The sequence below is a fragment of the Sulfitobacter sp. TBRI5 genome, from assembly GCF_051013555.1.
Classification (GTDB): domain Bacteria; phylum Pseudomonadota; class Alphaproteobacteria; order Rhodobacterales; family Rhodobacteraceae; genus JL08.
Map to the genome: position 1 here is coordinate 1,135,647 of NZ_CP112884.1, position 13,262 is coordinate 1,148,908.

The following is a 13,262-nucleotide window of genomic DNA, read 5'->3' on the forward strand; positions in this document are numbered from 1 at the left end:
CCTGTCTGATGGCCGCCTCTTTGCCGATCCATGCGGATCCGCTGCGTGTGGCCACATTCAACACCGAACTGGGCCGTGACGGTCCGGGCTTGCTGCTTCGCGACATCCTGCGCGGCGATGACCCGCAAATCGCCGCCGCTGCAAAGGTCATCGTGCATATCGACGCCGATATCATTCTGTTGCAGGGCATTGATTACGATCTGGACTTGCTGGCGCTGAACGCCTTTGCCGATACCGTGGCCCGGGCAGGTGCGCCCTATCCCGTTCGTTTTGCGCTGCGACCCGATCGCGGAATACAGACCGGTCTGGATATGGATGGTGATGGCCTTACCGGCGGGCCGGGCGACGCGCAGGGATTTGGCGATTTTTCGGGCGCAGGTGGCATGGCGATCCTGTCGCGGCTTCCGGTACAGATGAACGGTGTAAAGGATTATTCCGATGTTCTGTGGCGTGACCTGCCAGATGCAATGTTACCCACAATAGACGGCACCGCGTTTCCCAGCGCCGAGGCGCAGGCGCTGCAACGGCTGTCGTCCTCCGGGTATTGGGTTGTGCCGTTCACGCTGCCCGACGGGCAGAGCCTGACCATTCTGGCCTTTCACGCCGCGCCGCCGGTATTTGACGGGCCAGAAGACCGGAACGGCCGCCGCAACCATGACGAAATCAAATTCTGGCAGCATTATCTGGAAGGTGCTTTTGGCCTGCCCGCAACGGCGCGGTTTGTTCTGATGGGCAATGCCAATCTTGATCCGCTGGACAGCGACGGGCGCCACATTGCAATGCGCGGGCTATTGAATGATCCCCGGTTTCAGGATCCGCAACCCGCAGGCGCAGGCGGACGGATGCTGGCGAATGCGGATCATGCGGGTGATCCTGCCCTTGATACAGCCGACTGGGACGATCCCGATCCCGGAAACCTGCGGGTTGATTATGTTCTGCCCTCGTCCGATTGGACGGTTTTTGATGCCGGCGTGTTCTGGCCTCTGCCATCGCACGCACTGGCGCAATCCGTAGCAACAGCCAGCCGCCACCGCATCGTCTGGGTTGATCTTTCACTGGATTGATCCCGGCAGTCGATGCCCCTGCGTCCGCCTACCAGCGTCTGCCATTCTTGACCCTTTCAAGGAACGGCGATAGGTCCGGCGGTGAACTCGGACAAGGACGCCAAACAGATGACAAACCCTTCCCTTCTTATCCTCGCCGGTGACGGTATCGGCCCCGAAGTCATGGCACAGGTTGCCCGCGTGATCGACTGGTACGGCGACAAGCGTGGCCTGAAATTCGACGTCAGCGAAGATCTTGTGGGTGGCGCAGCATATGATGCGCACGGCACCCCGCTGCATGACGACACGATGGCGCGTGCGCAAGAGGTGGATGCGGTTCTGTTGGGCGCGGTTGGCGGGCCGAAATATGACGCGCTGGATTTCAGCGTAAAGCCCGAGCGCGGACTGTTGCGGTTGCGCAAGGAAATGGATCTGTTTTCCAACCTGCGCCCGGCCCAGTGCTTTGATGCTCTGGCCGATTTTTCGTCGCTGAAACGCGATGTTGTCGCCGGGCTGGATATCATGATCGTGCGCGAACTGACGTCAGGCGTCTATTTCGGAGAGCCGCGCGGCATCTTCAAGGAAGGCAATGAACGCGTCGGCATCAACACCCAGCGCTATACCGAGTCCGAGATCGACCGCGTTGCACGTTCGGCTTTCGAACTGGCGCGCCGGCGGTCGAACAAGGTCTGTTCGATGGAAAAGGCAAACGTGATGGAAAGCGGCATTCTCTGGCGCGACGTTGTGACCGAAGTCCATGCCAAGGATTACAGCGATGTCGAACTGAGCCACATGTACGCTGACGCCGGCGCGATGCAACTGTGCCGCTGGCCCAAGCAATTCGACGTGATCCTGACCGACAATCTGTTCGGCGATATCCTGTCCGATACGGCCGCCATGCTGACCGGCAGCCTTGGCATGTTGCCCTCTGCCTCGCTCGGGGCACCGATGGCCAATGGGCGGCCCAAGGCGCTTTACGAACCGGTGCACGGGTCCGCACCCGACATCACCGGCAAGGAGCTGGCCAACCCGATCGCATGTATCCTCAGCTTTGCCATGGCTTTGCGGTATTCCTTTGATCAGGGGGACGAGGCCAGCCGCCTGGAATCCGCCATTGAAAGCGTTCTGGCACAAGGTGTACGCACCGCCGATCTGATGCAGGCCGATACCGATGCGAAACCGGCCAGCACAACAGAAATGGGCGATGCGATTCTGGCGGCACTTGACGCCAGCCTGTGAGCGTTTTGAAATCACGCTGGAGATGCACGGATACGCACCGCCGGCGTGATTGATATCTTGCCAAACATCGCGCCCTGTCTTATGTGCGGCGCCACGGTCGGGCTGTAGCGCAGCCTGGTAGCGCACCTGCTTCGGGAGCAGGGGGTCGGAGGTTCGAATCCTCTCAGCCCGACCAGATTTCTTCTCATCGCACAGGTCCAATACTTGACCCTGCCGCGCGGGCCGGATCATTACTGTCTGAAACAGGGGGCGCACATGCTGGATCGGAACGGCCCGTTGAAAGGGCTGCGCGTGGTGGAAATGGTAGGGCTTGGGCCTGCCCCGTTTGCGTGCATGATGCTGGCGGATATGGGCGCGCAGGTAGTGCGGATCGCGCGACCGGGGCAAAAGCCGCTGTTCGGAATGGCGCAGAAACACAATCTGTATGATCGTTCGCGCCAAACCGTAACGCTGGATCTGCGCGCGCCGGACGATCATGCCAGCGCCTGCGCGTTGATCGAACGGGCCGAGGTTCTGATAGAAGGGTTCCGCCCCGGCGTGATGGAACGGCTGGATCTGGGGCCAGACGCGATGCAGTTACGCAATCCGGCACTGGTTTACGGGCGCATGACCGGATGGGGCCAGGATGGCCCGCTCGCTGATCGCGCGGGGCACGATCTGACCTATATGGCCATTTCGGGCGCGCTCTGGTCGATCGGGCCCGAAGGGCTGCCGCCACCCCCGCCACAGAATATCATCGCCGATCTGGCTGGCGGTGGCTTGATGCTGCTGTCCGGAGTTCTGGCAGCCGTTCTCCATGCGCGCAGCACCGGGCGGGGGCAGGTCGTTGATGCCTGTATGTCGGACGGGGCCGCGCTGATGATGGTTCTGCAATACGGTCTCAAGGCGGCGGGATTGTGGGATGATACCAAACGGGGCGGCAATGTGTTGAACGGCGGCGCGGCCTACTACCGGTGTTACGAAACGCAGGATGGTGGCTATGTCGCGCTTGGCCCGATTGAACCGCAGTTTTTCGCGATTCTGCTGGAGCATCTGGGTTGCGCCGGAAATCCTTTGTTTGCGGATCAGTATGCCCCGGACGCACAAGGCCCGATGCAGGCTGAACTGGCCCGCATCTTCCTGACAAAGCCGCGCGACGCATGGCGTGACATTCTGGAACGGGTTGATGCCTGTTGCGCCCCTGTCCTGTCGATGAACGCGGCACCGAACCATCCCCACAACGTCGCGCGCGCCACCTTTGTCGATACCGATGGCATTCTGCAACCGGGTCCGGCGCCGCGTTTTTCGGCCACCCCCGCCGATCCGCCCACACATGGCGATGCCGGACAGACCAGCGTGAACGTGGTTCTGGCGCACTGGTCCTGACTGACCCTTCATTTGTCCGGAAATACTCAAATACCGACACTGGCAGATATGCCAAAGCGCTTGCCATATGCGCCCGCCTGACCAACACTGGCCGCATGCCTGACCCCCGCCCTTCCCTGTTCGATCGGATTGACGCCAGGCGCGATGACCTGATCGCGCTGACGCAGGATCTGATCCGCATCCCGACGCTCAATCCACCGGGTGAAAACTATCGCGCGATCTGCGATTATCTCGACAGGCGATTGTCTGCATCGGGCTTTGAAATCCAACTGATCCGCGCCTCCGGCACACCCGGTGACAGCACCCGCTATCCGCGCTGGAACATCGTTGCGCGGCGCGATGGCACGCAACAGGGCGAGTGTGTGCATTTCAACAGTCATACAGACGTGGTCGAAGTCGGCCACGGCTGGAGCATGGACCCGTTCGGCGGTGATCTGGTTGATGGCAGGATTTACGGGCGTGGTGCCTGTGACATGAAAGGCGGGCTGGCCGCGTCCATAATCGCAGCCGAAGCGTTTCTGGAACTGCACACCGATTTTTGCGGCGCGATCGAGATTTCAGGCACGGCGGACGAAGAATCAGGCGGGTACGGAGGTGTCGCCTATCTGGCGGAACAGGGTTTTTTCAACCCCGACCGGGTGCAGCACGTGATCATCCCCGAACCACTGAACAAGGATCGCATCTGTCTGGGGCATCGCGGTGGCTGGTGGGCTGAAATTGAAACCAAGGGCGAGATAGCGCATGGCTCCATGCCGTTTCTGGGCGATTGCGCGGTGCGGCACATGGGGGCGGTTCTGCGTGAATTCGAAGACAAACTTTTTCCGGCGATGGCGTCGCGGCGTACCGAAATGCCTGTGGTGCCCGATGGTGCGCGCCAGTCGACCATGAACATCAATTCCATTCACGGCGGGCAAAAGGAACAGGACGCGGATTTTACCGGATTGCCCGCCCATTGCGTGCCCGACAGTTGCCGCATCGTGATCGATCGGCGGTTTCTGGTCGAAGAACCGCTGGATCAGGTTCGTGCCGAGGTTACTGCCCTGCTGGAGGGATTGCGGGCCACGCGCGCCGATTTCGATTTTGAGCTGACCGAGCTGAATTCGGTTCTGCCATCAATGACAGACCGCGACGCGCCGGTCGTGGCAACCGTTGCCGCTGCGATTCACGATGTGATGGGCAAAATGCCAGAGTATGTGGCCAGCCCCGGCACCTATGATCAAAAGCATATCGACCGGATCGGCAAGCTGAAGAACTGCATTGCCTATGGTCCCGGGATTCTGGAACTGGCGCACAAACCCGACGAATACATTGGGGTCGATGACATGATCGACAGCGCCAAGGTGATGGCACACAGTCTGGTTAGTCTGTTGGTGCGATAGCGCTCAGCGCGCGACGGGAACATCGATATTGTCGATCAGACGCACACCCGCCAGCCACGCGGCCGCAAACAGGCGCGCAGGCGCGGTTGCGTGGGTCAACAGGCCGAGATTGTCACAGCGCCGAAGTTCGAAATAGTCAATCTCGCCAAAGTCGGCCTTGTTCAATCGTTCTATCGCATCTGCTTGAAGCGGCGCGAACGCGTCGCCGCGGGCAAGGTGTTCGGCGACATTCATCATCACCTCGTGCAGGCGCGCCGCCTTGACGCGGGCACGGTCCGACAGCAGCAGATTGCGCGACGACATGGCCAACCCGTCCACCTCCCGGATTGTCGGGCATCCCACCACCTCGACCGGAATGTCCAGATCACGGGCCAGACGGCGCACGACCTGCAGTTGCTGATAGTCCTTTTCGCCAAAGAACGCCCGATCCGCCGAGCTTTGCAGAAACAGCTTGGTCACGACCGTGGCGACACCGTCGAAATGCCCCGCACGATGCGCGCCGCACAGCACATCTGTCATCCCGCCCACCGATACATTGGTAACGAACCCTTCGGGGTAAATCTGGTCAACGCTTGGCACATACAATGCGTCCACCTGAAAACGTTCCAGTTTGCGCGCGTCTTCCACTTCGGTACGGGGATAATTGTCCAGATCGGACGCTGCGTTGAACTGCTTGGGGTTTACAAAAATCGTGACTATGACCCTGTCACAGGTTTTCTTGGCGGCGGCCACCAGGCTCAGGTGGCCGTCATGCAGCGCGCCCATTGTAGGCACAACGCCAATGGTTTCACCGGCGCGGCGCCACCGGGCCGTAGCTGCACGCAGTTCGGTCAGGGTACGCAGGATCGGCGTGGTCATTTCCTGTCCTTTTGTGCGGGTGATGTATTGGCAAACACATGCTCGGCAGCCGGAAAGCTGCGGGCGCGGACCTCTTTGGCGTATTGCGCTATCGCCGCTTCGGCAGCATCGCCCAGATCGGCGTAGCGTTTCACAAATTTCGCCTTGAACGCCGTGAACAGGCCCAGCATGTCGTCCACGACCAGTATTTGCCCGTCACAGCCTGCGGATGCCCCGATTCCGATTGTTGGAATATCAACCTGCGCGGTGATGACATCGGCCAGCTTTTCCGGCACCTTTTCCAGAACGACAGCAAAAGCGCCTGCTTGCGCCACGGCTTTTGCATCCTCTGTAACCGCCTGCGCGCCGGCATCACGGCCCTGTACCGTATACCCGCCCAGCGTATTGATCGACTGGGGGGTCAGGCCAATATGGGCCATCACCGGAATACCGCGCGCCACCAGAAAGGCGATGGTATCGGCCATGTGGCGCCCACCCTCAAGCTTGACCGCGCCGGCACCGGTTTCTGCCATCAGACGCGCAGCGTTGGCAAAACCCTGCTGTGGGGATTGTTCGTAACTGCCGAATGGCATGTCGATCACCATCATTGCACGAGACAATCCGCGCGCGACAGCCTGCCCGTGCAGGATCATCATGTCCATGGTGACGCCCAGCGTTGACGGCAATCCGTGCAACACCATGCCGACGCTGTCACCGACCAGCACAAAATCACAATGCGCATCCATCATTTGTGCCATCGGGGTGGTGTATGCCGTCAGACTGACAATCGGAACGCCACCTTTTCGGGCACGGATATCCTGCGGCATCAGGGCCTTTTTTTTCGCGGTCGCGCTCATCTTCAGGCCCTTTCCCGACCAGCTTTGTGCGGGAAATACCAACGCAGTGCACGAAAATCTAGCGTAAAGGGCACGGCAACAGCCTTGATTGCCTGCGTTTTTGTTGGAAGAGTTCGCACAGGGATCGGGCCACATCCTGTTGCGCCGTTCCATCGGACGGGAGAACACAAATGTCGATAACAAGAACAAGTCTGGCTGCCGCTGTCTTTCTGGCTGCGGGTTTCGGTGCGCAGGCCCAGACAAATATCACTGTGGCAATGCAACTGGAACCGCCCCATCTGGACCCGACAAGCGCGGCGGCGGGGGCGATTGATTCCGTTCTTTATTCGAATGTGTTCGAGGGGTTGACCCGTTTTATGGCAGACGGGTCTGTGGTGCCCGGTCTGGCGGAAAGCTGGGAGATTTCAGAAGACGGTTTGACTTATACATTCAAGCTACGGGATGGCGTGACGTTCCATGATGGCACTGTGATGGACGCGGAAGATGTAAAATTCTCGCTGGATCGTGCACGCGCCGAAGACAGTACAAATGCGCAAAAGGCGCTTTATGCAGGCATCAGGGATGTCACGGTTCTGGATCCTTTGACGGTGCAACTGTCACTGGGTGAACCCAACGGCAGCATGCTGTTCAACCTTGCTTGGGGCGATGCCGTGATCGTCGCACCCGAAAGCATTGAAACCATCAAGACCGCCCCAGTTGGCACCGGTGCCTTCAAGTTCGTGAACTGGGTGCAGGGGGACAAGATCGATATCGCCCGCAATCCCGATTACTGGGGCACGCCCGCCCTGCTGGAAACTGCAACCTTCAAGTTCATCAGTGATCCAACAGCCGCCTTTGCCGCCATGATGGCCGAAGATGTGGATGTGTTCACCGGGTTTCCCGCACCCGAAAACCTGCCTCAGTTCGAAGCCGATCCGCGGTTTCAGGTTCTGGTCGGATCGACAGAAGGGGAAACCATCCTGTCCACGAACAACAAGACGCCGCCATTTGATAATCCGCAAGTGCGTGCCGCCCTGTCGCATGCAATTGACCGGCAGGCCATTATCGACGGGGCGATGTTTGGCTATGGCACGCCGATCGGCACCCATTTCGCGCCGCATCATCCCGCCTATGTCGATCTGACCGCGGACAGCGCATATGACCCCGATCAGGCCCGCGCGCTGCTGGCCGAGGCCGGTTTTACCGACGGTTTTGAAACCACATTGCATTTGCCGCCCCCGTCTTATGCGCGACGCGGCGGTGAAATTATCGCAGCACAATTGGCGCAGGTCGGGATCAGGGCGCAGATCATCAATGTCGAATGGGCGCAGTGGCTGGAAACGGTGTTTCGCGGCAAGGATTTCGGGCTGACAATTGTCAGCCATACGGAACCGATGGATATCGGGATATACGCCAATCCGGACTATTACTTTCAATATGACAGCACAGATTTTCAGGCGGTCATGGCAGAGCTGAACCGCACCACAGACCCTGAAAAACGCATGGCCCTGATGCAGGATGCGCAACGCAGGATCGCGGCGGATCATGTGAACGGCTATCTGTTCCAGCTAGCGCAACTGACTGTGGCCAAGGCCGGAGTGCAGGGTTTGTGGGCCAACGCTCCGACACAAGCCACCGACCTGACAGCGGTAAGCTGGGCAGACTAGGCGCACTGGACCCGCACAGAAACCAAGGCTAGCGTTTGATCATGCTGCGCTATTGCCTCAAACGCCTGCTGTCCCTGTGTCTGAGCCTGACAGTGGCCAGCATCGTCATATTCGCCGTCATCGAAGTGGCGCCCGGCGATCCGGCGGCGTTTATGCTGGGCCTGAATGCACAGCCCGACACAGTCGCGGCCCTGCGCACAGAGCTTGGGCTGGATGCGCCCAAATTCCAGCGCTATCTGGAATGGACCGGCGGCATGTTGCGTGGCGATTTCGGGACATCCTATACCTATCGCACCCCCGTCGCCGACATGATCGGCGACCGGTTGTGGGTGTCGCTGCCGCTGGCGATTTATGTACTGACACTGTCCACCCTCATCGCGTTTCCAGCGGGCATTTACGCAGCCGCGCGCCGGGGCAGACCGGGTGATATGGCGGTGATGGGGGCCACGCAACTGGGTGTTGCCATCCCGAATTTCTGGTTTGCCATGATATTGGTCCTGATCTTTGCCATCCAGTTGCGCTGGTTTTCGGCGGGCGGTTTTCCGGGCTGGGATCAGGGTGTGTTTACTGGATTAAAGGCGCTGACCCTGCCCGCGATCGCACTGGCATTACCACAGGCCGCAATTCTGGCGCGGGTCATGCGATCGTCCCTGCTGGATACGATTTCGCAGGATTTCATGCGTACAGCGCGTGCCAAGGGCCTAAGCCAAAGACAGGCTTTGTGGCGGCATGCATTGCGCAATGCGCTTATCCCGGTGCTGACGATCATCGGCTTGCAGTTTTCGTTCCTGCTGGCGGGCGCGATCATCATCGAACAGGTTTTCTTCCTGCCCGGACTGGGGCGACTTGTGTTCCAGTCGATTTCCCAGCGCGACCTGATTGTGGTGGAAAGCGTTGTCATGTTGCTGGTGTTCACGGTGATCGTGGTCAATTTTCTGGTTGATCTGGCTTATGCGGCAGTCGATCCGCGGCTGAGGTCGCGAACATGATGCGTTCCCGAAACCTGATAGTGGGCGCAGCCTTGTCGGCTGTGTTCGCACTGGCCGCCTTAATCTCCTTTATCTGGACGCCCTATGACGTCACCGCGCTTGAAATCGCCAACAAGCTGAAGGCGCCGGATGCCGCGCACTGGTTCGGCACCGATCATTTCGGGCGTGATGTGTTTTCGATGATCATGGTGGGTGCGCGCACGTCGATCGCGGTTGCGCTGGTGGCCGTTGGCATTGGCATGGCAGCAGGCATTCCGCTGGGGTTGCTGGCTGCCGCGTCCAAAGGCGGGTTGCTGGACGAGGTGATCATGCGCGGCAACGATCTGGTCTTTGCCTTTCCCAGCTTGGTAATTGCAATTCTGATCACCGCTGTGTTCGGGCCGGGCGCCATCAACGCCATTATCGCTATCGGGATTTTCAATATCCCCGTTTTTGCGCGTGTCAGTCGCGGGGCGGCGCTGTCGCTGTGGGAGCGCGAGTTCATTCTGGCGGCGCGGGTTGCCGGCAAATCGACGGCGCGCATTTCATTTGAACATATCCTGCCCAACATCCTGAACCTTTTGATCGTGCAATCCACGATCCAGTTCAGCTTGGGGATTCTGGCCGAGGCGGCGCTGTCTTATGTCGGTCTGGGGGCACAGCCCCCGACACCCAGTTGGGGGCGGATGCTGGCCGATGCGCAAACCATGATCAGTTTTGCACCACATCTGGCGCTCGTACCGGGTGGCGCGATCATTCTGACGGTGCTGGGGCTGAACCTGATGGGCGACGGGCTGCGCGATACCCTCGACCCGCACATTCGGGTGGCGCTGTCATGACTTTGCTGAACATATCAAACCTGTCGGCCAGCATTCACAACCTGCCGATTCTTCATGATATCGACCTGCGTGTTGATGCCGGGCAGATCGTGGCCATCACCGGCGAAAGCGGGTCGGGTAAATCGATGACTGCGCTGGCAGTACTTCAGTTGCTGCCGCAAGGCACTAAATGCTCCGGCCAAATCCTGCTGAACCAGCGCGATCTGTTAACAGTCAGTGAGCCGGAGTTATGCGCATTGCGCGGCAATGACATCGGCATGGTGTTTCAGGAGCCGATGACCGCGCTGAACCCGGTGAAAACCATCGGTGATCAGGTGATGGAAACCATTCTGATCCATGGCGCGATGCCCCGCGCACAGGCCGGACAGCGGGCACGCGTAATGCTGGATCGTGTCGGGCTGCCCGAAGATCGGTTTCCGCTGTCACGCTATCCGCACGAGTTAAGCGGCGGACAACGGCAGCGCGTCGTGATTGCGATGGCCATTGCATTGCGCCCCAGACTGCTGATTGCGGATGAACCCACCACCGCGCTGGATGTCACCACGCAGGCGCAAATTCTGACACTGCTGCGCGAACTGGTGGATGAATTCGGCATGGGGTTGCTGCTAATCACCCATGACCTGGCGGTGGTGGCCGACATCGCGGACAAGATCGTCGTGATGCGTCAGGGCCGCATCGTCGAACAGGGCGACACCCACTACTTACTAACCAATATGCAGCATCCCTATACCAGAATGCTGTTTGAAGCGTCCGGTCATCACGTAGTTCTGCCGACTGCCCCCACCCCTGAACCGTTGCTGACGGTAGAGCGGGTCAGCCGCGATTATCCGTTACCACGTGTGCGGTTGTTCGCCGCTCCGGCTGTGTTTCGTGCAGTGAATTCTGTGAGTTTCACTCTGCACAAAGGCGAACGCCTTGGGCTGGTCGGCGAAAGCGGATGCGGTAAATCCACCCTTACGCGGGCGATCCTTGGGCTGGAAAATGTGCAAGAAGGGCGGATTTTGCTGAATGGAATGCCTGTGTTTTCCGGCAATAACCCCAATTCTGATGTGCGGCGGCGCATGCAGGTCGTGTTTCAGGATCCTTACGGCAGCTTCAACCCGCGCCACCGCGTTGAAAGGTTGATCACCGAACCTTTTCATCTGTTGGAAAACCCGCCACGCGGCAAGGAACGCCAAAATGCTGTGGACGAAGCATTAACCGCGGTCAGGTTACGCCCGGAAGACTCCGACAAATACATCCACGAATTCTCTGGCGGGCAACGCCAGCGCATCGCAATCGCCCGCGCGCTGATCATCCGCCCCGATCTTATTCTGTTTGACGAGGCCGTTTCGGCGCTGGATGTTTCTGTCAGGGCGCAGATCCTTGATCTGCTGGCCGCACTGTGTGAAGTCTATCCGCTGAGCTATATGTTCATCAGCCACGATCTGGGTGTCGTACGCAACATTACTGACAGGGTGCTTGTTATGAAAGCGGGTGAAATCGTCGAACAGGGGGATACCGCGTCCGTCTTTTCAAATCCGCAACATCCCTATACCCAGTCGCTGATTGCGGCAGCGCCCCGACTGCCCGACCTGAATGCCCTGAAAAAGGAACCTGTCTGATGCCCCAAGGTCTTTGGTTTGATCCCGAACTCTGCCTGATCGGGGGATCATGGTGTGCCCCTGTCGGTGGGCGGACACTTGCGCTGATCAACCCTTCGGATGGATCGGTACTGTGTAACATCGCACGTGGCGAGGCGGCAGATATCGATGCTGCTGTGGGGGCGGCCCAAAACGCGTTGCAAGGCGATTGGGGCAGGATGAGCGCGCTGGAGCGTGGCCGGATTCTGACAAGGATGGGCCAGCTGGTTCTGGAGCGGGTTGATGATCTGGCGCTGCTGGAAGCACAGGATGTCGGTAAGCCGCTGACACAGGCGCGCGCCGATGCAGTGGCGCTGGCCCGCTATCTGGAATTCTACGGCGGTGCAGCGGACAAGGTACATGGCCAGACCATCCCGTATCTGGAGGGTTACACCGTTTACACCCTGCGCGAACCGCACGGGGTGACGGGCCATATCGTGCCCTGGAATTATCCGATGCAGATTATCGGGCGCTCTGTCGGCGCCGCGCTGGCGATGGGCAACGCGGCCGTTTTGAAACCGGCGGAAGAGGCATGCCTGACCGCGCTGGCCTTTGCCCATATCGCACAGGATGCGGGGCTGCCGGACGGGGCGTTGAACGTGGTGCCCGGTATCGGGGCAGAGGCGGGTGCCGCCCTGACAGCGCATCCCGGTGTGCAGCACGTCAGCTTTACCGGATCGGTCGCAACCGGCGCGCTGGTTCAGCAAGCGGCGGGGCGCAATGTTGTTCCGGTCACATTGGAGCTTGGCGGGAAATCCCCCCAGCTTGTGTTCGACGATGCCGATCTGGATGCGGCCCTACCCTTTCTGGTGAATGCGGGCATCCAGAATGCGGGGCAAACCTGTTCCGCATCTTCGCGCATATTGGTTCAGCGTGATGTTTATGATAACATACGGCACCGTATGTCAGAGGCTTATGGCGCGCTGACAGTCGGGCCTGCGTTAAGCGACCTGCGTGTCGGGCCCGTCATTTCGCAACGCCAGAAAGACATCATACAAGGATTTTTGGGCAAAGGGGCCGATCTGGAAGTCGCGGCACAGGGTGTATTGGGTGACGAGGCTGTCAATACGGGTGCGTATGTTTTGCCGACCCTCTTTGCCGGCGTCCCTGCCGATCATCCGCTGGCACGCGATGAAATATTCGGGCCGGTACAGGTGATCATCCCGTTTGACACGGAAGAAGATGCCATCCGTATCGCCAACAGCACCGATTACGGACTGGTCGCCAGCATCTGGACAGGCAACGGCGCGCGCCAGATGCGGCTGGCCAAGGCGATCCGTTCGGGACAGGTGTTCATCAACAATTATGGTGCAGGGGGCGGGGTTGAACTGCCGTTCGGCGGTGTCGGCAAATCAGGGCATGGTCGTGAAAAGGGGTTCGAGGCGCTTTACGGGTTTTCGCAACTGAAAACAGTGGCGGCCTATCACGGATAAAACGGTGCGCGGCAGATCACGCCACGCACCGATC

11 protein-coding genes and 1 tRNA gene are annotated in these 13,262 nt (G+C 59.6%); 10 read left to right on the plus strand and 2 right to left on the minus strand.

Features of this window, described 5'->3' with window-relative positions; translation table 11 throughout:
- Window positions 1–8: 8 nt before the first annotated feature.
- The 5 genes from OLX72_RS05905 (at window position 9) to OLX72_RS05925 (ending at window position 5,026) form a co-directional block, all read left to right on the plus strand.
- Window positions 9–1,064, plus strand: a complete 1,056-nt coding sequence (locus OLX72_RS05905; protein WP_433990029.1) for an endonuclease/exonuclease/phosphatase family protein — start codon at window positions 9–11, stop codon at window positions 1,062–1,064.
- A gap of 108 nt (window positions 1,065–1,172) precedes the next feature.
- Entirely contained in the window at window positions 1,173–2,282 is a 1,110-nt protein-coding gene (gene leuB, locus OLX72_RS05910; RefSeq protein WP_433990030.1) for a 3-isopropylmalate dehydrogenase, read from the plus strand.
- A gap of 98 nt (window positions 2,283–2,380) precedes the next feature.
- A tRNA-Pro gene (locus OLX72_RS05915) sits at window positions 2,381–2,457 on the plus strand.
- Between the two features lie 29 nt (window positions 2,458–2,486).
- Window positions 2,487–3,647, plus strand: coding sequence for a CaiB/BaiF CoA transferase family protein (locus tag OLX72_RS05920; protein ID WP_433990031.1), 1,161 nt, complete (start codon window positions 2,487–2,489; stop codon window positions 3,645–3,647).
- Between the two features lie 95 nt (window positions 3,648–3,742).
- Window positions 3,743–5,026 carry an acetylornithine deacetylase/succinyl-diaminopimelate desuccinylase family protein gene (locus OLX72_RS05925; RefSeq protein WP_433990032.1) on the plus strand — a complete coding sequence of 428 codons (1,284 nt, stop codon included), beginning with the start codon at window positions 3,743–3,745 and terminating at the stop codon, window positions 5,024–5,026.
- 3 nt (window positions 5,027–5,029) lie between these two features.
- Here the strand turns inward: OLX72_RS05925 and panC are convergent, their stop codons facing one another.
- Together panC and panB are read right to left on the minus strand one after the other, a co-directional pair.
- Window positions 5,030–5,884 (minus strand): pantoate--beta-alanine ligase, encoded by an 855-nt coding sequence (panC, locus tag OLX72_RS05930; RefSeq protein WP_114868510.1) that lies wholly within the window; start codon window positions 5,882–5,884, stop codon window positions 5,030–5,032.
- Window positions 5,881–6,720 carry a 3-methyl-2-oxobutanoate hydroxymethyltransferase gene (panB, locus tag OLX72_RS05935; protein WP_433990033.1) on the minus strand — a complete coding sequence of 280 codons (840 nt, stop codon included), beginning with the start codon at window positions 6,718–6,720 and terminating at the stop codon, window positions 5,881–5,883. Before panB ends, panC begins: the two co-directional genes overlap by 4 nt.
- Before the next feature lie 170 nt (window positions 6,721–6,890).
- Here panB and OLX72_RS05940 point away from each other — a divergent pair, with 170 nt between their 5' ends.
- From OLX72_RS05940 to OLX72_RS05960, 5 genes are read left to right on the plus strand one after another with little or no spacing between them, the layout of a single operon-like run.
- Window positions 6,891–8,366 carry an ABC transporter substrate-binding protein gene (locus tag OLX72_RS05940; RefSeq protein ID WP_114868508.1) on the plus strand — a complete coding sequence of 492 codons (1,476 nt, stop codon included), beginning with the start codon at window positions 6,891–6,893 and terminating at the stop codon, window positions 8,364–8,366.
- Window positions 8,367–8,407: 41 nt separating this feature from the next.
- On the plus strand, window positions 8,408–9,355 hold the full coding sequence (locus OLX72_RS05945; RefSeq protein WP_433990034.1) for an ABC transporter permease: 948 nt from the start codon (window positions 8,408–8,410) through the stop codon (window positions 9,353–9,355).
- Window positions 9,352–10,173, plus strand: a complete 822-nt coding sequence (locus OLX72_RS05950; RefSeq protein ID WP_433990035.1) for an ABC transporter permease — start codon at window positions 9,352–9,354, stop codon at window positions 10,171–10,173. The genes OLX72_RS05945 and OLX72_RS05950 overlap by 4 nt, the downstream gene beginning before the upstream one ends.
- Window positions 10,170–11,777, plus strand: a complete 1,608-nt coding sequence (locus OLX72_RS05955) for an ABC transporter ATP-binding protein (protein WP_433990036.1) — start codon at window positions 10,170–10,172, stop codon at window positions 11,775–11,777. The genes OLX72_RS05950 and OLX72_RS05955 overlap by 4 nt, the downstream gene beginning before the upstream one ends.
- The gene (locus OLX72_RS05960; RefSeq protein ID WP_433990037.1) at window positions 11,777–13,228 is read left to right on the plus strand and encodes an aldehyde dehydrogenase family protein; all 1,452 of its coding nucleotides are present in this window, start codon (window positions 11,777–11,779) and stop codon (window positions 13,226–13,228) included. Before OLX72_RS05955 ends, OLX72_RS05960 begins: the two co-directional genes overlap by 1 nt.
- Window positions 13,229–13,262: the final 34 nt, after the last annotated feature.